Genomic DNA, 22,063 nt, shown 5'->3' on the forward strand with positions numbered 1-22,063 from the left:
TCCCACGTAGTAACTTCAAAGCGCGGCGGCTCCCATTCTGGCCACTTTGCCGATCCAACGTTCAACGCTTCCGGGTTTCGGATAGCTTGCGCTGGCAAAATAGGTAAAGCGGGTAGGCTTGAACCCAACAAAGCCCAGAACCTGGTCGCGAAGCTGCCGCAACAGCGCCTGCCGATAGATCAAACGCATGAACCAGCCCGGCGTATCTGACGTCAGGATTACCCTTGCGGTGCGTCCGCTCAGCATCGGTGCTGGCAAACCGATCTTTGTTGTGTTCCGCGTATCGAACGTCCGTCCGGGGATGAACGTCCGGTCGATCAGGCCCTTCAGCTTGGCTGGTAGACCGCCCCACCACATCGGTGTCGTCAGGACCAGGTGCTCGCTCCACTCGATGTCCAGCAATACCTGTTCAAGCACGGGCTCAAGCGGTTTGAAATCTTCATAATTTCCCTGACCAAAGTCGTGATCGAACTGCAGATCACTCAGATGCACCATGCGAACCTCATGCCCTTTGGCAATGGCTGCGTCTGCGTAGGTTTGTGCAAAGGTGCGCGACAGGCTGTTTTCGGCGGGGTGCCCATTGAGGACGAGTATCTTCTTGGTTGGCATTGCGAATCTCCTAAAAATGACCACGGTCACTTTGTAAGCGCGAAAAATGACCGTGGTCAATAATAAATTTGACCGTGGTCAAAAAATATGCAAGCAAACACTATGCAAAGACCAATTCAAAAACGAACTCTCAAAACGCGTGCGCGTCTGATCTCAGCCGCCGAGGACGTAATTCAGAAGGGCGGGTACGAAGCTCTGCGTGTGGAAGAGGTGGTACAGGCTGCGGGCGTAGCCAAGGGAACATTCTTTGCGCATTTTCGCGACAAGGATGCGCTGATGGAAATCCTGCTGGCGGAAAAACTGAATGCCTGCCTTGATCAGGCAGAGGCCGGAAAGCCCCCAAAATCAGTGCCACAGATCATCGCGGCCTTAGCGCCCGTGCACGGCTTCATGACGGTTGAACGCTATGTATTCGACCTGCTCATCAGGTATTCCGGCGCAACGGCAATAGCCGAGATAGGTCCAATCGCATATTTCTTTGAACGATACTTTCGCGTTGTGATGATGTGGCTCGAAGATGCAGATGTTCGCCAAGACGTTCCTTCAGAGCTTTTGGCCGAAGGAGTGCAGGCATTTGCAATTCAGGCCATGTCGCTGAGGTTTTGCGCGCTGCACGTTTCAACAAGCTTCAGCGACAGGCTTAAGGTTTATCTTGAGGCGTGGTTGACCCCGGCGAGATAATCGCCAGGGTCGGTCATTCAGCTATGAATCGGCCCGTCACCACAGGCGAGCGCCGCCTCACGCACGGCTTCGGAATAGGTCGGGTGCGCATGGCAGGTCAGGGCCAGATCTTCGGCTGAGGCGCCGAATTCCATGGCGACGCAGACCTCGTGAATTAGGTCTCCGGCCGCGGGGCCGATGATATGTGCGCCCAGAATGCGATCAGTATCTTTGTCTGCCAGAATCTTGACGAATCCGTCGGCCGCAAAATTCGCCTTGGCTCGGCCATTGCCCATGAACATGAACTTGCCGACCTTGTAGGCGCGGCCCTGTTCCTTGAGTGTCGCTTCGGTCTCACCCACATTGGCCACCTCGGGCCAGGTGTAGATGACACCTGGAATGACCCCATAGTTTACGTGACCGTGTTTACCCGCGACTTGTTCAGCTGCGGCCATGCCCTCGTCTTCAGCCTTGTGTGCCAGCATCGGGCCTTCTGTCACGTCGCCGATGGCGTAGATGCCCGGCACATTGGTCTGCCAATCACTACCGACCTTGATCTGGCCGCGCGGGGTCATCTCGACGCCCAGAGCGTCCAGCCCCAGACCGTCCGAGTACGGCTTGCGCCCGGTTGCCACCAGCACGGTATCGGCGTCGATTACATGCTCACTGTCGTCTTTGAGCAGCTTGTACGTCACCTTGGCTTTGGTCTTGGTCGCTTCGGTCTTTTGCACCGCAGCGCCCATGACGAATTTCAAACCCTGTTTCTTAAGAATACGCTGAAAGGTCTTCTGCACCTCCGGGTCCATGCCCGGCGTGATTTCCTTGAGGAATTCGATCACCGTCACCTCGGCGCCCAAACGGCTGTAGACCGAACCCAGCTCAAGCCCGATCACACCGGCACCGATCACAATCATTTTCTTGGGAACTTTGCCCAGAGACAGCGCTCCGGTCGAAGTCACTACGACCTTTTCGTCAACCTCGACGCCGGGCAGCGCCGACGGCTCAGAGCCTGACGCGATGATGATGTTCTTGGCCTCATGCACCTCATCGCCAACCTTGACCTTGCCCGCAGCGGGGATCGAGCCCCAACCTTTCAGCCAATCGATCTTGTTCTTCTTGAACAAGAACTCGATGCCCTTGGTGTTGCCATCGATGACTTCATCCTTATAGGCCTGCATCTGCTTCCAATCGACCGAAGGCGATTTCCCCTTCAGACCCATCTTGGCAAAGTTATGTTCAGCTTCGTGCAACTGGTGACTCGCATGCAGCAAAGCTTTCGAGGGGATGCAGCCCACGTTCAGGCATGTCCCGCCCAGCGTCTCGCGCCCTTCGACCACAGCGGTCTTTAGACCCAGTTGAGCGCAGCGAATTGCGCAGACATAGCCGCCGGGTCCGGCGCCGATTACGATGACGTCATAATTTGCCATTACATTCTCCTAAATCGACCGGTCGCCCGGCACTTCCCCAACCCGATTTCGTGGGTCAGAAATATCTTTTGTCAAACGGGTTCCAGCAGCTTGATCGAGATATGCGCAATCCCACCACGCTCGTGATGCATCGCCAGTTCCTCGGACCCGAAAAAGGCACGGGCCTTGTCTAGGTTCACGACCTCGAACATTGCAATCGCATGGTCCTTCTGATCGGGATCACGCCAGACATGCAGGTCGCGGATACCCGCGGCCTTACGCATCGGCATATCCTCGCGGAACACTTTTAGCCAGGCGTCGAAATCGGCCACATCGGCCTGCCAGAGTACATGTGTTGCCATCTTATAGATCCATCAACAGGCGGCGTGGGTCTTCAAGCGCTTCTTTCACGCGAACCAGGAAGGTCACCGCACCCTTGCCGTCAACAATACGGTGGTCATAGGACAGAGCCAGATACATCATCGGGCGGATCTTGATCTCGCCATTGATGACCATCGGGCGGTCCTGAATCTTGTGCATTCCCAGAATACCTGATTGCGGCGGGTTCAGGATCGGTGAAGACATCAACGAGCCATAGACGCCACCGTTCGAGATCGTGAACGTACCGCCCTGCATTTCAGCCATCGAAAGCTTGCCGTCGCGGGCGCGCTTGCCCTTTTCAGCAATGGCTTTCTCGATCGCTGCGAAGGACATGCTGTCGGCGTCGCGGATCACCGGAACCACCAGTCCCTGAGGCGTACCAGCGGCGACGCCCATATGCACAAAGTTCTTGTAGACGATGTCATTGCCGTCGATCTCGGCATTCACTTCGGGCACTTCTTTCAGCGCATGACAGCAGGCCTTGGTGAAGAAGGACATAAAGCCCAGACGCACGCCGTGCTTTTTCTCGAACTGGTCTTTGTATTGATTACGCAGGGCCATCACCTCGGTCATGTCCACCTCGTTATAGGTGGTCAGGATGGCCGCTGTGTTCTGCGCGTCCTTCAGGCGCTTGGCGATGGTCTGGCGCAGACGGGTCATGCGCACGCGCTCTTCGCGGCTTGCATCCTCGGCAGCCACAGGAGCGCGTGGAGCTTGGGCAGCGGGGGCGGGCGCAGCCGCCGTAGGCGCTGGGGCTGTAGCTGCTGCAGCAACTGCCTTTGCCACGTCTTCTTTCATGATACGCCCATCGCGACCGGTGCCGGTGACCAGATCGGCGGTCAGACCGGCTTCGGCCATCGCTTTCTCAGCTGATGGTGCGTTGTCCACGTCTTTACCTGTGCTGGCTGCAGTCGGAGCGGCAGCGGCCGCAACCGGAGCGCTTGCCACACCTGCGGCCGAGCCCGAGATCACCGCCAGCTTGGCAGACGCATCGACCGTGCTGCCTTCGGGCGCAACGATCTCAGCCAGAACGCCTGCCGCCGGGGCCGGAACTTCGACCGAGACCTTGTCGGTTTCCAATTCGCACAGCATCTCATCCTGTGCGACGTTGTCGCCAACCTGTTTGAACCATGTCGAAACGGTTGCCTCGGTCACGGATTCGCCCAGCGTCGGCACCATAACGTCCACGCTGCCACCTGCCGCAGCCGCCGCTGCTGCAGTTGGGGCCGGGGCCGCCGCTGCCGGAGCAGGCGCTGTCCCTTCGCCAGCGGTGATGGTGGCCAGCAATGCATCGACACCCACTGACTCACCTTCGGCAGCGACAATCTCGCCCATCACACCTGCGGTAGGCGAGGGCACTTCGACCGTCACCTTGTCAGTTTCCAGCTCACAAAGCATTTCATCAACTGCAACGGCGTCGCCGGGTTTCTTGAACCATGTCGCAACGGTGGCTTCGGTGACAGACTCGCCCAGCGTGGGAACACGAACTTCAATCGTCATCGTTTACTTTCCTTCAATGCTCAGCGCTTCGTTCACCAGCGCTTCTTGTTGGGCTTTGTGTTGGCTGGCCAGACCCGTTGCAGGCGAGGCCGAGGTTGCGCGACCGGCATAGACCGGACGGGTGTGTTTTGCGCCAATGCGGGTCAGAACCCATTCGATATTGGGTTCGATAAAGGTCCAGGCCCCCTGGTTCTTGGGCTCTTCCTGACACCAGACCATCTCGGCACCTTTGAAACGCTCAAGTTCGTTGATCAGCGAATGCGCAGGGAAGGGATAGTATTGCTCGATTCGCATCAGGTAGATGTCATCGATGCCGCGCGCATCGCGTTCTTCCAGAAGGTCGAAATAGACCTTGCCAGAACACATGACGACGCGTTTGATCTTGTCGTCCGCCACCAGCTTGGTGTCAGAGTTGCCCTTCTGCGCGTCATCCCACAGCACCCGATGGAAGCTGGAGCCTGTGGTGAAGTCATCCGCCGTGCTAACCGCCAGTTTATGACGCAGCAGCGACTTTGGCGTCACCAGGATCAGAGGTTTGCGGAAAGTCCGGTGCAACTGACGGCGCAGGATGTGGAAATAGTTCGCGGGCGTCGTACAGTTCGCCACGATCCAGTTGTCCTGACCGCACATCTGCAGGAACCTTTCCAGGCGCGCGGATGAGTGTTCCGGGCCTTGCCCTTCGAACCCGTGCGGCAGCAACGTGACCAGACCGGACATCCGCAGCCACTTGCTTTCACCCGAGCTGATGAACTGGTCGAACATGATCTGCGCGCCGTTGGCGAAATCACCGAACTGTGCTTCCCAAAGGACCAGAGCGTTAGGCTCGGCCAGAGAATATCCGTATTCGAATCCCAAGACCGCATATTCGCTCAGCATCGAGTCAATCACGTCATAATGAGATTGCCCCTTGCGGATGTTGTTCAGCGGGTAGTAGCGCTCTTCGGTTTCCTGATGGACAAATCCGGAATGGCGTTGGCTGAATGTACCTCGCGTCGCGTCCTGTCCGGCCAGTCGCACTGGGTAGCCCTCGGTCAGCAGCGAGCCAAACGCCAGAGCCTCGCCAGTTGCCCAGTCAAAGCCGGTCCCGTTTTCGAACATCTGTTTCTTGTGTTCCAGCAATCGTCCGACGGTTTTATGCATCGCAAAACCTTCGGGTGCTGTGGTCAGGGCGGCCCCGATCTCGGCCAGCGTTTCCGCTGAGATCGCGGTTTCGCCGCGCATGTATTCTTCTTTGTTCTTGTCCAGATGCGACCAGCGCCCATCAAGCCAGTCGGCTTTGTTGGGCTTATAGTCCCTCCCGGCGTCGAACTCTTCGTTCAGATGGGCCTGAAAGGCGGCCTTCATATCCTCGATCTCGCCTTCGGGGATCAGGCCGTCTTTGACCAGACGTTCCGTGTACAGCGACAGCGTGGTCTTATGCGTCTTGATCTTCTTGTACATGATCGGGTTAGTGAACATCGGCTCATCGCCCTCGTTATGTCCAAACCGGCGATAGCAGAAGATATCCAGCACCACGTCCTTGTGGAACTTCTGACGGAATTCGGTCGCCACCTTGGCCGCATGCACCACCGCCTCGGGGTCGTCGCCGTTCACATGGAAGATCGGAGCCTCAACCATCAGCGCGATATCCGTTGGATAGGGGCTGGAGCGGCTGAAATGCGGCGCGGTGGTAAAGCCGATCTGGTTGTTTACCACAATATGCATGGTGCCACCGGTCTTGTGCCCTTTCAGACCCGACAGGCCGAACCCTTCAGCCACCACACCTTGTCCGGCAAAGGCCGCATCGCCGTGCAGCAGAATGCCCATGACCTTGGTGCGGTCTTCGTCGTTCAACTGGTCCTGCTTGGCGCGGACCTTACCCAGAACCACCGGGTTCACCGCCTCAAGGTGCGAAGGGTTGGCGGTCAGCGACAGGTGTACGCTGTTGCCATCGAACTCCCGGTCGCTGGAGGCCCCCAGATGATATTTCACATCGCCCGAGCCATCCACGTCTTCGGGCTTAAAGCTGCCGCCCTGGAATTCGTTAAAAATGGCGCGATAGGGCTTGCCCATCACGTTGGCCAGAATATTCAGACGCCCCCGGTGCGGCATCCCGATGACGATATCGCTCAGGCCCAGAGCACCGCCGCGCTTGATGATCTGCTCCATCGCGGGGATCAGCGCCTCGCCACCGTCCAGACCAAACCGCTTGGTGCCCATGTATTTGACATGCAGGAATTTCTCGAAGCCCTCGGCCTCGACCATCTTGTTCAGGATCGCCTTGCGGCCTTCCTTGGTGAAGGCGATTTCCTTGCCGTACCCCTCGATCCGCTCTTTCAACCACGCGGCCTCTTCCGGGTTCGAGATATGCATGTATTGCAGCGCGAAGGTGCCACAGTATGTCCGTTTCACGATCTCGACGATCTGGCGCATGGAGGCCATCTGCAGGCCCAGCACGTTGTCGATGAAGATCGGGCGATCCATGTCGGCATCGGTGAAGCCGTAGGTCTTGGGGTCCAGCTCAGGATGCGTGCTTGCCGCGCGCATACCCAGCGGGTCCAGATCAGCGGCCAGATGACCCCGGATGCGATAGGCCCGGATCAGCATCAGCGCCCGCAGGCTGTCCAGCACCGCGCGCTTGATCTGGTCGTCGGTGACCTCAACGCCCTTGTCTGCCGCCTTTTCCTTGATCTTCTTTCCAGCCGCCTTGGCATCGATCTCGGCCCACTCACCGGTCAAAGCGCCCGTCAGATCGTCCGCTGGCATCGGAGGCCAATCGCTGCGTGCCCACGAAGGCCCCTCGGCCTCGCGCTGCACATCCGGCGCGTCATCGCCCATGGCCTTGAAGAACTCGACCCAGGCGGCATCCACAGCGCCCGGGTTCTTGGTGTACTGGGCATAAAGCTGCTCCAGATATTCGGCATTATGCCCCTGCATGAAGCTTGAGGCATGAAAGGCAGTGTTGGGCGAGTGTTCGGTCATTGAGCTACCTCATATGGGTTGGGACCGTATTGGTTGGTGCCTGGTTCGCTGGGGCGGGTCAGCCACCACAGAACCAGGAGGGGCGACACAAACAGGACAAGAAGTGTCGGAATGACGATAAGAAGAGTTGCGCGGGTGAACAGGATATCCAACGTGCCGCCATGGAACTGGCTGGCGAGGCCGATGCCAAAGATGAGAACCGCCAGCGCACCGAGGATCAGCAGGATCGGCAGCAGAGCATAAAGCCCGCTGCGCCCGGTATCATGCATCCGCCGCCATGCAACGGCCAGATGCGGGAAAAAGACGATCAGGCTGACGATGCTTTGTACCGGGCCTGTTGAGGTGGCCGTGACGGATTTGGATGTTTCGGTTTCAGTCACTGCGACCTGAGTGAAGAACTGCCAGTCGATGATCCCGGCAATGATGCTCCAGATCGCGATGAACAGGAAAAAGAACCAGTACTCGGGCCGCGAGGCACGGCCCGAAAAGGTGAAAAACTTGGAGAAACAGGTTTTAATGGCTTCGCCGAAAGTCATGTTTGCCGCTCCTCCCAAAGCAGTCAAATTCTGGTCAACCGATGGCTTCCAGCACAGCCTCACCCAGCTGCGCCGGGCTTTCGGCCACGACGATACCAGCCGAGCGCATAGCTTCGATCTTGTCCTCGGCACCGCCCTTGCCACCGGCGACGATTGCGCCCGCATGGCCCATGCGGCGGCCCGGAGGGGCTGTGCGGCCTGCGATGAAGCCAGCGGTCGGCTTCTTGCGGCCTTTCTTGGCCTCATCCGCCAGGAACTGCGCGGCCTCTTCTTCGGCCGAGCCACCGATCTCACCGATCATGATGATCGACTCGGTCTCATCGTCCGCCAGGAACCATTCAAGCACGTCGATATGCTCGGTGCCTTTGATCGGGTCGCCGCCGATGCCCACGCAGGTGGACTGGCCCAGACCCACGTCGGTGGTCTGCTTAACGGCCTCATAGGTCAGGGTGCCCGAGCGCGACACAACGCCGACCGAGCCGCGCTTGTGGATGTGGCCGGGCATGATGCCGATCTTGCAGGCGTCGGGCGTGATGACACCGGGGCAGTTCGGCCCGATCAGGCGCGAGTTCGAACCTTCCAGCGCGCGCTTCACCTTCATCATGTCCAGAACCGGAATGCCTTCGGTGATGCAGACGATCACCTCCATCTCGGCATCAATCGCCTCAAGGATCGAGTCAGCCGCAAACGGCGGCGGTACATAGATCACCGAGGCATTGGCTTCGGTCACATGCTTGGCCTCGTGGACCGAGTTGAACACGGGCAGGCCCAGATGCTCCATGCCGCCTTTGCCGGGGGTCACGCCGCCGACCATCTTGGTGCCATACGCAATGGCCTGTTCGCTGTGGAATGTGCCCTGCGAGCCGGTAAAGCCCTGACAGATCACTTTGGTATTTTCGTCGATGAGGACTGCCATTTGGCGTTCTCCTTTTCGGGGCGGGGTTCAAACCGCCAAAATCTTTGGAAAGGTGGGCTGAAGCCCGCCCTACGGGATGACACTCAGCCTTTGACAGCCTTCACGATCTTCTCGGCACCGTCTTTCAGGTTGTCCGCCGCGATCACGTCCAGGCCCGAGGTGTTGATGATCTCTTTGCCTTTCTCGACATTTGTGCCTTCCAGACGCACGACCAGCGGGACTTGCAACCCGACCTCTTTCACTGCGGCGACAACGCCCTCAGCAATCACATCACAGCGCATGATGCCGCCAAAGATGTTGACCAGAATGCCTTTGACTTGCGGGTCGCTGGTGATGATCTTGAACGCCTCGGTCACTTTCTCTTTGGTGGCACCACCGCCCACGTCGAGGAAGTTGGCAGGCTCGGCCCCGTAAAGCTTGATGATATCCATCGTCGCCATCGCCAGGCCAGCGCCATTGACCATGCACCCGATTTCACCATCCAAAGCGATGTAGTTCAGGTCGTATTTGGAGGCTTCCAGTTCCTTGGGGTCTTCCTCGGTCGTGTCGCGCAGCTCGGCAATATCCGGGTGGCGATAAACCGCGTTGCCGTCAAAGCCGACCTTAGCGTCCAGCACTTTCAGGTCGCCGCTATCGGAGACGATCAGCGGGTTGATCTCCAGCATCTCCATGTCTTTCTCGACGAAGGCGGCGTAGAGCTGGCTCATCAGCTTGACGCATTGCTTGACCTGTGCGCCTTGCAGACCCAGCGAAAACGCGATGCGGCGACCGTGGTAAGGCTGATAGCCCGTCGCAGGGTCAACCGAGAAGGACAGGATTTTCTCTGGCGTGGCAGCGGCCACCTCTTCGATGTCCATACCGCCTTCGGTCGAGCAGACGAACGAGATGCGGCTAGTCTGGCGATCCACCAGCAGGGCTAGGTAGAGTTCGCGTTCAATGCCGGACCCGGCCTCGATATAGATGCGGTTGACTTGTTTGCCTGCGGGGCCGGTCTGATGTGTGACCAGCGTGCGGCCTAGCATCTTCTTGGCTTCTTCGGCGGCCTCTTCCACCGACTTGGTCAGACGGACACCGCCCTTTTCACCGGCATCGGCTTCTTTGAAGCTGCCTTTACCGCGCCCACCTGCGTGGATTTGTGCTTTTACAACCCATAAAGGGCCATCCAGTTCACCGGCTGCGGTTTTGGCTTCCTCGGCGCGCAAAACCGCGCGACCGTCGGAGACCGGAGCGCCATAGCTGCGCAAAAGAGCTTTGGCCTGATATTCGTGAATGTTCATCGAAATTGTCCCGTCTGACTACGATTACCCTGTTATAGGCGTGTCTAAGCGCCAAAATTAAAGAGTTTTTTGACGTGTCACGGGAAATTGTCGAAGATTTTCAGCATTTGTGATCACAGGTTTTTGGGGTGTGATCACAAAGCTTGAGCAAAGCGTAAGCTTGATTCGATAATGCAGGCTCGCGCGAAGAAAACACATTCATAAACGTGACTTTCGGCGTTTGCGCCAACATCTCTGACTCATGATGTATGGCTTAAAAGAAAACCGGCCCACCAAGGGCCGGTTTCAAATTCTTCACTGCTGACGATTAGGCCAGCGAGCTATCGATGCCTTTGCAAGCTTCGATCAGACCTTTCACAGCATTCACCGAGTTGTCGAAACCTGCCTGCTCTTCTTCGTTCAGCTTGATGTTGACGACCCGTTCAACGCCGCCGGCACCGATCACGGTAGGAACGCCGACATACATGCCTTCTACTCCAAGCTCGCCATCGCAATAAGCGGCGCAAGGCAGAACTCGTTTCTGGTCTTTCAGATAGGCCTCGGCCATTTCAATCGCCGAAGTGGCAGGCGCGTAGAAGGCCGAGCCGGTTTTCAGTAGACCGACGATTTCGGCACCGCCGTCGCGGGTGCGCTGAACGATGGCGTCCAGTTTTTCCTGCGTTGTCCAGCCCATTTCGACCAGATCGGGCAATGGGATACCGGCGACGGTCGAATAGCGAACCGACGGCACCATGGTGTCGCCGTGGCCACCCAGAACAAACGCTGTGACGTCGCGCATCGAGACGTTGAACTCTTCCGACAGGAAGTGCGCAAAACGGCCCGAATCCAGAACGCCCGCCATGCCGCAAACCTTGTTATGCGGCAGGCCCGAGAATTCACGTAGGGCCCAGACCATCGCGTCCAGCGGGTTGGTGATGCAGATGACGAACGCGTCAGGCGCATTGGCGGCGATGCCTTCGCCAACCGATTTCATGACTTTCAGGTTGATGCCCAGCAGATCATCGCGGCTCATGCCCGGCTTGCGCGGCACGCCAGCGGTGACGATGCAGACGTCGGCGCCCGCGATATCCTCGTAGGATTGGGTGCCTTTCAGCTTGGCGTCGAACCCTTCGGAGGGGCCGGATTCGGCGATATCCAGCGCCTTGCCTTCCGGGGTGCCTTCGGCGATGTCGAACAGGACAACGTCACCGAGTTCCTTCATTGCAGCGAGGTGGGCGAGCGTGCCGCCGATCTGACCTGCGCCGATCAGCGCGATCTTGGGTCTGGCCATTTGGAATATCTCCGATGGGTTTTGAAATCGCGGTTTTGCTAGTCGTAAATGCGGCGTCGCGCAAGCCTCCTGCGGCGCGGCATGCCACCGCATACCGTTTGCATGTCATGTGCTGATTGCGCTAAACCGCCTGTGACTCATGCATATTTCCGGGGCGCCAGATGTTCGAGATGAACCTGATGTTTTTTGCCGTGGCGATCCCGGCAGTGATCTTCGCGGGTATCTCGAAAGGTGGGTTCGGCTCGGGCGTGGCCTTTGCGTCCTCGTCGATTCTGGCGCTGATCCTGACGCCTGGGCAGGCGTTGGCGTTGATGCTTCCGATCCTCATGGTGATCGATGTCGCCACGTTAAAGCCCTACTGGAAACGCTGGAGCTGGCCGGATTCGCGTCTGCTGATTCTGGGTGCAGTGCCCGGCATTGCGTTGGGCGCGGGGCTCTATCGTGTCACCGATGACGATCTGCTGCGTCTGCTGATTGGTGGGATATCGGTCGGCTTTGTGATCTGGCACGTTGCCCAGACCGGAGGCTGGGTGCGCGGCTTTGCCAACCGATTGCCCCCATCGGCGGGTCTGTTTGCCGGGCTGGTCGCTGGATTCACCAGCTTTGTCAGCCATGCAGGTGGTCCGCCCGCTGCGGTCTATCTGCTGTCCCAACGCCTGACAAAAACTGAATTCCAGGCCTCCACCGTGCTGGTCTTCTGGGTGATCAATGCCGTGAAATTCGTACCCTTCGCCTATCTGGGCCTGTTTACATGGCACACGGCTTTGGCGGATCTGTTGCTCACCCCGTTTGCGATCCTTGGGGCATGGCTGGGTGTCCGTGCACATTTCATGCTGTCCGAACGCCTGTTCTTTGGCATTGCATACGTGCTGCTGACCCTGACCGGCGGTAAACTGATCTGGGACGCTCTGGTCTAAGCGTTGGGCGGCAACGCCTCAGCCAGCACCTCAAAGGATTGACCCGAGGCAATCAGGCAGGTCACACCCTCGGGCAGGGTCACAACAATGGTCCAGCTGCCGGTCTGATCCGAAGCAAAAACCTCCATCACTGCACCCTGACGTGCGATCCCGATACCCCTGCGGGTTTCGCCATAGGTTTGCGCCAATCGCTTGATCACATCCTCGCGCGGCGCGCAGTTCTGTGCGCTGACCTGTTGCGCAGCCAACACCATAATGCCCAACCCGATCGTCAATTTCAGCAATATCGTCTTCATCGGTCACCCCTTTCGATTCCTTCTTGAAAACAGCGTGCAGCAGGCTGAAAGAAATCGCGTTAAGGCAACGAGCGTTGCGTCACGATGCCAGAATGCTGCGCTGCGGCGATTTTGCTCTTGAACTTTCCGTCAAAAAATGCCCCATTCCGCGCAACATTATTTCAATGGGAGAGTCCCGTGGACCCGCGCCAACGCCCTTATCGTTCCGTTCTCTATATCCCCGGCTCCCGCGATCGGGCGCTGGATAAAGCGCGTACGCTGCCGGTGGATGCCATCATCTTTGATCTTGAAGACGCGGTTGCAGCTGATGAGAAAGAGAACGCGCGCGAAACGCTCAAGGAGGCCTTGGCCGCCGGAGGGTACGGTGTGCGGGTCAAGATCGTGCGGATCAACAGTTTGGATACCGAATGGGGTCGCGCCGATGCCGGAGCTGTGCGTGAGATGGATGCGGATGCCGTTCTTTTGCCCAAGGTAAACTCGGCCGCGGATGTGGATGCGCTGGCGGCGATCACCGGTGATCTGCCGATCTGGGCGATGATGGAAACACCGCGTGGTATGCTGAATGCGGCCGAAATTGCCGCACATCCGCTGATGGCGGGCTTTGTCATGGGGACCAACGATCTGGCGAAAGAGCTGCAGACGCGTTTCCGCCCCGACCGGCTGCCGATGATGACCTCGCTGGGCCTGTGCCTGCTGGCTGCAAAGGCCGAAGGGCTGATCATCGTGGATGGCGTCTATAACGCGTTCAAGGACACCGACGGTCTGGCAGCTGAATGTGCCCATGGCCGCGATATGGGCTTCGATGGCAAGACTCTGATCCACCCCGCGCAGGTCGAGATTGCGAATACTGCCTTTGCGCCTTCGGACACCGAGATAGAATTGGCCCGCCGCCAGATCGCAGCCTTTGAAGAGACCGAGGCACAAGGTCAGGGGGTCGCTGTTGTCGATGGCAAGATTGTCGAAAACCTACACGTTGTAACTGCCCGCGAAACTCTGGCAAAAGCAGAGGCGATATTAGCTTTGCAAGCGGGGTAAGCCAGCATGGGCTTTGTTCTTCTGATTCTTGGTGTGGCGTTGTGGTGGGCCGCACATCTCTTCAAGCGCGTGATGCCGGAACGCCGTGCCGCCATGGGCGATGCGGGCAAGGGCGTCGTGGCGCTGGCTTTGGCGGGTGCGATCCTTCTGATGATTTTCGGCTATCGCATGACCGATTTCATCTATGTCTGGGCGCCGCCGACCTTCCTGATCCACATTAACAACCTGCTGGTGTTGATTGCGTTCTACTTGATGAGCCCGGCAGGACAGAAAGGCCGTCTTCTGAATAGAGTGCGCCACCCGATGCTGGGCGGCTTCAAGCTTTGGGCCTTTGCGCATTTGCTGGTAAATGGCGATCTGGCCTCGATCGTGCTGTTTGGTGGCCTGCTGGCCTGGGCGATCGTCGAAGTCATCGTGATCAACAAGTCCGAGCCAGACTGGACCCCGGGTGAACCCGGCACCTATGGCAAAGACGTGATGTTTTTTGTGGGATCCATCGTGCTGTTGGGCATTGTTGGCTATATTCACGGGCTGGTTGGCCCATCTCCATTCGGTGGCTAAGGGACCAAATCAATGGCGAAACTTTATCGTTTGTTGACCGAGGAAGACACGTCAGCCTTCTGCCACAAGGTCTCGGACGCGCTGGCGAAAGGGTGGGAGCTGTATGGCGATCCCTCTTACGCCTTTGACGCAGCCAACAACGTGATGCGCTGCGCGCAGGCCGTGACGAAAGAAGTCGACGCCGACTATTCCCCCGACATGAAACTGGGACAGCAATAATGGCAAAAACCAATCCGGGTAACTTTTTCGAGGATTATTCCGTCGGGCAGGTGCTGCATCACGCAGTGCCCCGCACTGTGACAGATGGTGAACGCGCGCTGTATCACGCGCTCTACCCGGCGCGCCATGCGCTCTATTCCTCGGATGAATTCGCCCGGAATTGCGGCCTGCCGCAAAGCCCGATTGACGATCTGGCTGCGTTTCATGTGGTGTTCGGCAAAACGGTTCCCGATATCTCGCTGAACGCGGTGGCCAATCTGGGCTATGCCGAGGGTCGCTGGCTGCGACCGGTCTATCCCGGCGATACGCTGCGTGCTGAATCTGGTGTGATTGGCCTTAAGCAGAACTCAAATGGCAAGACCGGAGTGGTTTGGGTGCGTACGCGCGGTTTGAACCAGCGCGACGAAGTGGTGATCGAATATGTGCGCTGGGTGATGGTGCGCAAATCTAACCTAGATGCGCCCGCGCCTGAGACCGTTGTGCCCGACCTGAAGAAGGTGCTGGATGTTGGCGATCTGGTTGTGCCGCAGGGCCTCGATTTCTCGAAATACGATTTTGCACAATCCGGCGAAAGCCACCGCTGGGATGCGTACAACACGGGAGAAACGATAGATCATGTCGATGGCGTGACCGTCGAAGAGGCCGAGCACATGCTGGCTACGCGCCTGTGGCAGAACACGGCCAAAGTGCATTTCGATCTCACCTTCCGCCCCGAGGGCCGACTGATCTATGGCGGCCACGTGATCTCGATGGCGCGCGCATTGTCGTTCAACGGTTTGGCGAATGCGCAGATGATCGTCGGCCTGAACGGCGGTGCCCACGCCAACCCCTGTTTTGCGGGCAACACAATCAAGGTCTGGTCCGAGGTTCTGGACAAGGCCGAGACCGGAACACCGGGAATCGGTGCATTGCGGTTACGGCTTGTGGCGACCAAGGGTGGAGAGCCATTTGAGCTGCGCAATGAGGATGGGAAATACCTGCCCAATGTGCTGTTGGATCTGGATTACTGGGCCTTGATGCCCATGTAAGTCGGGCTGCCCGTTTGCTGACATTGAAGTGATCGCGGTCGGTGAAATCCGTGCTAGGCTCGGCGTATGACGATGTTACGCGCACTCATGGTCAGTTTGTTTCTGGCACCGCAAGCATTTGCCTGCGATCTTGCTCTTGCTCTGGCCGTCGATGTGTCAGGCTCGGTGGATTCCGAGGAATATCGCATCCAGATGGACGGCCTTGCCGCAGGGCTGCGTGATCCCATCGTTTCCGAGGCGTTGGTGCGCGGGCAGGCCCGGCTTATGCTGGTTCAATGGACTGGTAGTTCGCGCCAAAGGATCACGATCCCATGGACCCGGATCGACAGCTTTGCCACTTTGGATGATTTTGCCGAACGGGTCGCTGCTGATCCGCGTGTATGGCGTAATTTCTCTACAGCAATCGGTGAGGCGCTTGAGATGACCGTGACAAGCTTTGACGAAGTGAGCGAATGCAAAAGGCATCTGATTGATCTTTCGGGTGACGGAATTTCGAATGAAGGTATCGAACCTTCGACGATCCACGCCAAATTGCGTGAGAGTGGAATCACAGTGAACGCGATTGCAATAGAAGAAAGCGAACCGGACCTGACAGCCTATTTCTTCGAGAATGTTATCGTTGGTGAGGGAGCCTTTGTCGTCTCTGCCGCGGGCTTTGCTGATTACCCTGAGCGTATTCGCAAAAAGCTTTTGCGCGAGGTGACGCAGCAGACCGCAGGGCTGTCTCAAACTCAGCCATAGATTCGTGATCACATTGCTTTTCCGTTGAAAACGCTAACATTGGTGGTATCGAATATATTTTGTGATCACGAGATTATTTTGTGTGATCACAAATGTATCTTATCGGCGATTTTGCGGTAATTTTACTGGATTTTGCACCTGCAGCGCGTGACAGAGTCGTAAAAAACAGTAAAACGTTCGGTAGCCAACCGAAAAGGAGCCAACATGGCCGATGTAAATCGGGGCAACCGCCCGCTCTCTCCGCATTTGACGATCTATCGTCCGCAGATGACGTCCATCTCTTCGATTATGGTGCGCATCACGGGACTAGCGTCCTTTGGTTTGGCTTTGTTGGTCGTCTGGTGGTTGCTGGCGGCAGCCACATCGGCAGGCGCCTATGACCTGATCAATGGTCTGATGACCAGTTTCCTGGGTGATCTGGTCATGTTCGGCGCAGCGTGGGCAATTTTCTATCACATGCTGGGCCGTTTGCGGCACGTCATCTGGGATCTCGGATATTGCGTGAATGTCGAAGTGTCCGAGAAGATGGGCATTGGCATGTTTGTTCTGGCGACGGTTCTTGCCTTGATCACAGCCGTGGCGCTTTAGAGGGAGGTTGGTATGCAGTTTCTAACAGACCGTAAACGCGCACAGGGCATGGGAGCCGGACGCGCAGGTACACATCATCATTGGCAGATGATGCTCAGCTCAGCGGCGCTGGTTATTCTTGTTCCGTTGTTTGTATTCACCTTCGGGCGCGCGTTGGGTGGCACCTACGAAGAAGCTCTGGCGTATTACAGCCGACCGTTCCCGGCGATTGTCTTGGGTCTGACATTGGTTGTTGTCGTCCCGCATCTGCTGCGCGAAGCGCAGGAGGCGATTGAGGACTACGTGCACGGCGTTGCTGAAAAGCTGGCGCTGATGGCCGCACGGGCGTTTGCCTACACACTGATTGCTGCAGGTCTTTTTGCTCTCGCACGGCTTGCCCTCGGTTATGCGCAGTAAGGAACAAGAACAATGACAGCAGCATATGAATACGAAACCCACGAATATGACGTGGTGGTTGTCGGTGCCGGAGGCGCGGGTTTGCGTGCGACTTTGGGCATGGCGGAACAGGGCCTGCGCACCGCTTGTGTGACCAAGGTATTCCCGACCCGTTCACACACCGTGGCGGCGCAGGGCGGCATCGCGGCGTCCTTGTCGAATATGGGGCCAGACCATTGGCAGTGGCATATGTATGACACCGTCAAAGGCTCGGATTGGCTGGGCGATACGGATGCGATGGAATATCTCGCGCGCGAGGCTCCAAAGGCCGTCTATGAGCTGGAACATTATGGTGTGCCATTCAGCCGGACCGAAGAAGGCAAAATCTATCAGCGTCCCTTTGGTGGCCACACCACCGAATTTGGCGAAGGCCCCGCCGTGCAGCGGACCTGTGCCGCCGCCGACCGGACGGGCCATGCGATCCTGCATACGCTTTATGGTCAGTCGCTAAAGAACAATGCCGAGTTCTACATCGAGTATTTCGCAATCGACTTGATCATGTCCGAAGACGGGCAATGTCAGGGCGTCGTCTGCTGGAAGCTGGACGATGGCACCATGCACGTGTTCAACGCCAAGATGGTGGTGCTGGCGACCGGTGGTTATGGTCGAGCATATTTCAGCGCGACCTCGGCACACACCTGCACTGGCGACGGCGGGGGCATGGTGGCCCGCGCAGGGCTGGCGCTTCAGGATATGGAGTTTGTGCAGTTTCACCCGACCGGTATCTACGGTTCGGGTTGCCTGATCACCGAAGGTGCGCGCGGCGAGGGCGGTTATCTGACCAACTCGGAAGGCGAGCGGTTCATGGAGCGCTATGCGCCCCAGTACAAAGACCTTGCACCGCGCGACTATGTCAGCCGTTCTATGACCATGGAAATCCGCGAAGGGCGCGGCGTTGGTGGCGAAGGGGATCACATCCACCTGAACCTGAGCCACTTGCCTGCTGAAGCTCTGGCGGAACGACTGCCGGGCATTTCGGAGTCGGCCAAGATTTTCGCAGGCGTAGACGTGACCAAAGAGCCGATACCGGTTCTGCCGACCGTCCACTATAACATGGGCGGTATCCCGACGAACTATTGGGGCGAGGTTCTGAACCCGACCACAGATGATCCGACTGCTGTTGTACCTGGCCTGATGGCCGTGGGTGAGGCCGGTTGTGCCTCGGTGCACGGAGCAAACCGGTTGGGCTCAAACTCTCTGATCGACCTCGTTGTCTTTGGTCGTGCGGCAGCTATCCGCGCGGGTAAGGTCGTGGATGCCGAGGCTCCGAACCCGGTGCTGAACCAAGCATCGGTCGACAAGGCGTTTGACCGCTTCGATGCGGCGCGTAACGCCAGTGGTGCGATCCCAACCGCTGATTTGCGGCTTGAGATGCAAAAAACCATGCAGGCGGACGCGGCTGTTTTCCGCACCGCCAAGACGATGGCTGAAGGCGCTGAAAAGATGACGGCGATCGCTGCCAAGATGGATGATCTGCAAGTCACCGACCGTTCGCTGGTTTGGAACAGCGACCTGATGGAAACGCTGGAACTGGCGAACCTTATGCCCAACGCTCTGGCCACTATCGTTGGGGCCGAGGCGCGCAAGGAAAGCCGTGGAGCCCACGCACACGAAGACTTTTCAGAGCGTGACGATGAAAACTGGCGCGTTCACACGGTGTCTCGCGTCGACGGAACGCAGGTCGATCTCAGTTATCGACCAGTGATCGTCGACCCGCTGAGCACCGAGGCCGAAGGCGGCATCAGCCTGAAGAAAATCGCGCCCAAAGCGCGGACGTTCTAAGGAGAGGAACCCATGGTACAATTGACCCTCCCCAAGAATTCCCGGATCACCACCGGCAAGACATGGCCCAAGCCCGATGGCGCGACCAATGTCCGCAAGTTCCAGATCTATCGCTGGAACCCGGATGATGGCCAGAACCCACGTGTCGATACCTATTTCGTCGACATGGACACTTGCGGTCCGATGGTTCTGGATGCGCTGATCAAGATCAAGAACGAGATCGACCCGACCCTGACTTTCCGCCGGTCCTGCCGTGAGGGCATCTGTGGCTCCTGCGCGATGAATATCGATGGGATCAACACGCTGGCCTGTATCTATGGCATGGATGAGATCAAGGGCGACGTGAAAATCTATCCACTGCCGCATATGCCGGTGGTCAAGGACCTGATCCCGGACCTGACGCATTTCTATGCACAGCACGCATCGATCATGCCGTGGTTGGAGACCAAGACCAACCGTCCGGCAAAAGAGTGGAAGCAATCCATCGAAGATCGCAAAAAGCTGGATGGCCTATACGAATGCGTGATGTGCGCCAGCTGCTCGACCTCCTGCCCTAGCTATTGGTGGAACGGTGATCGTTACCTTGGCCCCGCCGCGTTGCTGCACGCTTATCGCTGGATCATCGACAGCCGGGATGAGGCAACGGGTGAGCGTCTGGATGAGTTGGAAGATCCCTTCAAGCTGTATCGCTGCCACACCATCATGAACTGTGCCAAGACCTGCCCGAAGGGTTTGAACCCAGCTAAGGCGATTGCTGAAATCAAGAAGATGATGATCGATCGCGCGGTCTGATCGCGCACCAAACCAAAGCACTTGCCGGTTTGCGGCAAGTGCATGACGCCTCTGCAAAACTATGCGATGCGTTTGCCGCTGAGCGGATTTAAGTTTCGCATAGGGAGGAGTGATGAATCGAATAGAGGTCACTCCAATGAGCAAACAAACCCAAAAATGCGATGCAGCCGAAGCGCTCAGGTTATTGGAACAGGCTTGGGCCTATTATTCGCCCGAACCGGTTGTTCCGATCAAAAACGAAACTCCCGAACTGTTTGAGTACGCAAACGCGGCCTGACCGTCTTACACGGGCTTGAAAACTTTGGTGCAATCGGCAAAGCAGAGATATGCCTATTCTCCTGCTTCTGCTTGCCGCTGGTGTGTTCGCCTATTTCCTTTGGCGGTCCCGCACATCTTCACTGTCGCGAGACTGCAGATGGCGGCAGCACCGAAGCGAGGGCAATTGGCGTTGTGCCTTTTGCGGCGCGGTTTCGCAATCTGATGCCGAACCGAAACAATGCCAGAAAGGGCAATGATAAAAGTTTGGGGTTTCCCGCCTAGATGAACTGAGCCAGTCTCGGCCCATGACAGAATCCCAGACCACTCCCCGACCTCCCGCTGATGCAGATGCCCGCCGCGCGATTGCACCAGTGATTTGCTACCCAAACGAAGGGCTGCCCCAACCTAATCTTGAGCTTTATCAAAATGCCCGCGCGGGTGCTCAGAAAACAGGTGAGGTTTTGGTTCCACCGCGCGACGCACGGTGCTTTGAGGTGCCTGCCGGACATTTTTTTCGGATCACGTCTGTCGAGGGGTCTCAGGTAGGTGATCTCAACATGTGGAGCTTCACTGATCTGTCGGAACGGTTTTACTCTGGCAAGACGCGCGCGCTGCACGGTACACACCTCACAACGGGTGAGCGAATGTGGTCGAGCTTTCCACATATGCGGCCAATGGCGACCATCATTGCCGATACGCTGGGCTGGTATGGAATCGATGAATTTGGCGGATCGGTCCATGATGTGATCGGGACGCGTTGCGACCCCTACACCGGCAATCTTCTATCCGGAACGCAGTACCATCACTGTTGTCATTCAAACCTTACACGCGCGTTGGCGGATCATTTAGGCATCTCGTTGGCCGAAGCTGAGCCCGCCGTGCATGATGTGTTGAATGTGTTCATGTGCACCGGGTTCACGCGGGACACGGGTCAATACTTCATGAAGGCGTCACCCGTGCGACCTGGTGATTATCTTGAGTTTTTTGCCGAGATCGACTTACTTGGAAATCTCAGCGCGTGCCCCGGCGGCGATTGCTCGTCGGAGCACTCCTCGGATACGGCGGCGTGTTATCCCTTGTTGGTGGAGACATTCGCCCCGACCGAGGGTGCCCTGGAAGGATGGAGCAGCCCTGCGCGCAACGGATATGATGGCACGCATGGGCGCTAAGCTCCGGTATTGTTCAACCGTCTGGAAACGCTGCTTGAAGCGCAATCTCAACCATCTCGCCAAAGCTGCTCTCCCGATCTGACGAGGGCAGGGCTTCACCGGTCAGCAAGTGGTCTGAAACTGTGAGCACCGCCAACGCCCGGCATTTGTGACGTGCAGCGAGGATATAAAGCTCGGCCGCTTCCATCTCGACCCCTAAAATGCCGTGGCGAACCATTTGTTCGTTCAGGTCTGGACGCTCGTCATAGAAAACATCGGATGAATAAATACCGCCCACATGCGTCGGTGTACCTTTGGCTTGTGCCGCTTGCGCCGCGGCCTGCAGCAATCCCCAATCGGCGCAAGGGGCGAAGTTCATCTCTTTCATGATGCCGCGCGACGGGGTGCTGAGCGTGGTCGAGGTCATCGCCAGAATGACATCACGCACATTCACGCTTTCCTGCATGCCACCACAAGAACCGATCCGGATCAGTGTTTTTGCACCATAGTCGCGGATTAGTTCGTTCACATAGATTGACAGGGAAGGCATCCCCATGCCGCTGCCTTGAATCGTAACACGGTTTCCTTTCCAGGTGCCGGTAAATCCCAGCATGCCGCGTACTTCGTTGACCAGCTTAACATCATCCAGAAATGTCTCAGCCGCCCATTTCGCGCGATAGGGATCGCCGGGCAAAAGAACAGTTTCGGCGATATCCCCTATTTTGGCTCCAATATGAATTGTCATTT

Annotated in this window: 24 protein-coding genes; 13 read left to right on the top strand and 11 right to left on the bottom strand. The window is 57.5% G+C overall.

Annotated elements, in window-relative coordinates:
• Positions 1-15 precede the first annotated feature (15 nt).
• Positions 16-609 carry an NAD(P)H-dependent oxidoreductase gene (locus AC2FI7_RS12415; protein ID WP_496816095.1) on the bottom strand — a complete coding sequence of 198 codons (594 nt, stop codon included), beginning with the start codon at positions 607-609 and terminating at the stop codon, positions 16-18.
• 102 nt (positions 610-711) lie between these two features.
• Here AC2FI7_RS12415 and AC2FI7_RS12420 point away from each other — a divergent pair, with 102 nt between their 5' ends.
• Positions 712-1,290, top strand: coding sequence for a TetR/AcrR family transcriptional regulator (locus AC2FI7_RS12420; RefSeq protein WP_496816096.1), 579 nt, complete (start codon positions 712-714; stop codon positions 1,288-1,290).
• A 17-nt stretch (positions 1,291-1,307) separates the two neighbouring features.
• On the opposite strand, the gene lpdA is transcribed toward AC2FI7_RS12420, so the two are convergent.
• The 8 genes from lpdA to mdh form a co-directional block, all read right to left on the bottom strand.
• Positions 1,308-2,696, bottom strand: coding sequence for a dihydrolipoyl dehydrogenase (lpdA, locus tag AC2FI7_RS12425; protein ID WP_496816097.1), 1,389 nt, complete (start codon positions 2,694-2,696; stop codon positions 1,308-1,310).
• Between the two features lie 71 nt (positions 2,697-2,767).
• Positions 2,768-3,037, bottom strand: a complete 270-nt coding sequence (locus AC2FI7_RS12430; protein ID WP_010443693.1) for a hypothetical protein — start codon at positions 3,035-3,037, stop codon at positions 2,768-2,770.
• Position 3,038: 1 nt separating this feature from the next.
• Positions 3,039-4,556: a 2-oxoglutarate dehydrogenase complex dihydrolipoyllysine-residue succinyltransferase gene (odhB, locus tag AC2FI7_RS12435; protein ID WP_010443694.1), complete on the bottom strand. Its 1,518-nt coding sequence runs from the start codon at positions 4,554-4,556 to the stop codon at positions 3,039-3,041.
• 3 nt (positions 4,557-4,559) lie between these two features.
• Positions 4,560-7,517, bottom strand: a complete 2,958-nt coding sequence (locus AC2FI7_RS12440) for a 2-oxoglutarate dehydrogenase E1 component (protein ID WP_496816098.1) — start codon at positions 7,515-7,517, stop codon at positions 4,560-4,562.
• On the bottom strand, positions 7,514-8,053 hold the full coding sequence (locus tag AC2FI7_RS12445) for a DUF805 domain-containing protein (RefSeq protein ID WP_496816099.1): 540 nt from the start codon (positions 8,051-8,053) through the stop codon (positions 7,514-7,516). The genes AC2FI7_RS12440 and AC2FI7_RS12445 overlap by 4 nt, the downstream gene beginning before the upstream one ends.
• A 34-nt stretch (positions 8,054-8,087) precedes the next feature.
• On the bottom strand, positions 8,088-8,969 hold the full coding sequence (sucD, locus tag AC2FI7_RS12450) for a succinate--CoA ligase subunit alpha (RefSeq protein ID WP_170522246.1): 882 nt from the start codon (positions 8,967-8,969) through the stop codon (positions 8,088-8,090).
• Positions 8,970-9,052: 83 nt separating this feature from the next.
• The gene (gene sucC / locus AC2FI7_RS12455; protein ID WP_120981256.1) at positions 9,053-10,246 is read right to left on the bottom strand and encodes an ADP-forming succinate--CoA ligase subunit beta; all 1,194 of its coding nucleotides are present in this window, start codon (positions 10,244-10,246) and stop codon (positions 9,053-9,055) included.
• 307 nt (positions 10,247-10,553) lie between these two features.
• Positions 10,554-11,516, bottom strand: coding sequence for a malate dehydrogenase (gene mdh / locus AC2FI7_RS12460; RefSeq protein ID WP_010442827.1), 963 nt, complete (start codon positions 11,514-11,516; stop codon positions 10,554-10,556).
• A gap of 161 nt (positions 11,517-11,677) precedes the next feature.
• Between mdh and AC2FI7_RS12465 the strand changes: the two genes are divergently transcribed.
• Positions 11,678-12,433: a sulfite exporter TauE/SafE family protein gene (locus AC2FI7_RS12465; RefSeq protein WP_496816100.1), complete on the top strand. Its 756-nt coding sequence runs from the start codon at positions 11,678-11,680 to the stop codon at positions 12,431-12,433.
• Here the strand turns inward: AC2FI7_RS12465 and AC2FI7_RS12470 are convergent.
• Positions 12,430-12,729, bottom strand: coding sequence for a hypothetical protein (locus AC2FI7_RS12470; RefSeq protein ID WP_010442829.1), 300 nt, complete (start codon positions 12,727-12,729; stop codon positions 12,430-12,432). The genes AC2FI7_RS12465 and AC2FI7_RS12470 overlap by 4 nt on opposite strands.
• A 177-nt stretch (positions 12,730-12,906) precedes the next feature.
• Here AC2FI7_RS12470 and AC2FI7_RS12475 point away from each other — a divergent pair, with 177 nt between their 5' ends.
• The 11 genes from AC2FI7_RS12475 to AC2FI7_RS12525 all read left to right on the top strand — a co-directional run bounded on the left by AC2FI7_RS12475 (position 12,907) and on the right by AC2FI7_RS12525 (position 21,337).
• Complete coding sequence (locus tag AC2FI7_RS12475) at positions 12,907-13,764, top strand: HpcH/HpaI aldolase/citrate lyase family protein (RefSeq protein ID WP_496833411.1); 858 nt, start codon at positions 12,907-12,909, stop codon at positions 13,762-13,764.
• Between the two features lie 6 nt (positions 13,765-13,770).
• A complete protein-coding gene (locus tag AC2FI7_RS12480) occupies positions 13,771-14,325 on the top strand; it encodes an NnrU family protein (protein ID WP_010442831.1) in 555 nt (184 codons plus the stop codon).
• Positions 14,326-14,337: 12 nt separating this feature from the next.
• Complete coding sequence (locus tag AC2FI7_RS12485) at positions 14,338-14,544, top strand: DUF1737 domain-containing protein (protein ID WP_010442832.1); 207 nt, start codon at positions 14,338-14,340, stop codon at positions 14,542-14,544.
• Complete coding sequence (locus AC2FI7_RS12490) at positions 14,544-15,572, top strand: MaoC family dehydratase (RefSeq protein ID WP_010442833.1); 1,029 nt, start codon at positions 14,544-14,546, stop codon at positions 15,570-15,572. Before AC2FI7_RS12485 ends, AC2FI7_RS12490 begins: the two co-directional genes overlap by 1 nt.
• Positions 15,573-15,638: 66 nt before the next feature.
• Positions 15,639-16,313 (top strand): DUF1194 domain-containing protein, encoded by a 675-nt coding sequence (locus AC2FI7_RS12495; protein ID WP_029622160.1) that lies wholly within the window; start codon positions 15,639-15,641, stop codon positions 16,311-16,313.
• A gap of 204 nt (positions 16,314-16,517) precedes the next feature.
• The gene (gene sdhC / locus AC2FI7_RS12500; protein ID WP_010442835.1) at positions 16,518-16,901 is read left to right on the top strand and encodes a succinate dehydrogenase, cytochrome b556 subunit; all 384 of its coding nucleotides are present in this window, start codon (positions 16,518-16,520) and stop codon (positions 16,899-16,901) included.
• A 12-nt stretch (positions 16,902-16,913) separates the two neighbouring features.
• The gene (locus AC2FI7_RS12505; RefSeq protein WP_010442836.1) at positions 16,914-17,297 is read left to right on the top strand and encodes a succinate dehydrogenase, hydrophobic membrane anchor protein; all 384 of its coding nucleotides are present in this window, start codon (positions 16,914-16,916) and stop codon (positions 17,295-17,297) included.
• Between the two features lie 12 nt (positions 17,298-17,309).
• The gene (gene sdhA, locus AC2FI7_RS12510; protein WP_010442837.1) at positions 17,310-19,118 is read left to right on the top strand and encodes a succinate dehydrogenase flavoprotein subunit; all 1,809 of its coding nucleotides are present in this window, start codon (positions 17,310-17,312) and stop codon (positions 19,116-19,118) included.
• A gap of 12 nt (positions 19,119-19,130) precedes the next feature.
• The gene (locus AC2FI7_RS12515; RefSeq protein WP_010442838.1) at positions 19,131-19,910 is read left to right on the top strand and encodes a succinate dehydrogenase iron-sulfur subunit; all 780 of its coding nucleotides are present in this window, start codon (positions 19,131-19,133) and stop codon (positions 19,908-19,910) included.
• A gap of 136 nt (positions 19,911-20,046) precedes the next feature.
• Positions 20,047-20,187: a hypothetical protein gene (locus AC2FI7_RS12520; RefSeq protein ID WP_010442839.1), complete on the top strand. Its 141-nt coding sequence runs from the start codon at positions 20,047-20,049 to the stop codon at positions 20,185-20,187.
• Between the two features lie 286 nt (positions 20,188-20,473).
• Positions 20,474-21,337, top strand: a complete 864-nt coding sequence (locus AC2FI7_RS12525; RefSeq protein ID WP_010442840.1) for an urea carboxylase-associated family protein — start codon at positions 20,474-20,476, stop codon at positions 21,335-21,337.
• Positions 21,338-21,350: 13 nt separating this feature from the next.
• On the opposite strand, the gene deoD is transcribed toward AC2FI7_RS12525, so the two are convergent.
• Positions 21,351-22,061 carry a purine-nucleoside phosphorylase gene (gene deoD / locus AC2FI7_RS12530; protein WP_010442841.1) on the bottom strand — a complete coding sequence of 237 codons (711 nt, stop codon included), beginning with the start codon at positions 22,059-22,061 and terminating at the stop codon, positions 21,351-21,353.
• Positions 22,062-22,063 lie beyond the last annotated feature (2 nt).

Source organism: Ruegeria sp. YTSA064 (genome assembly GCF_059610325.1).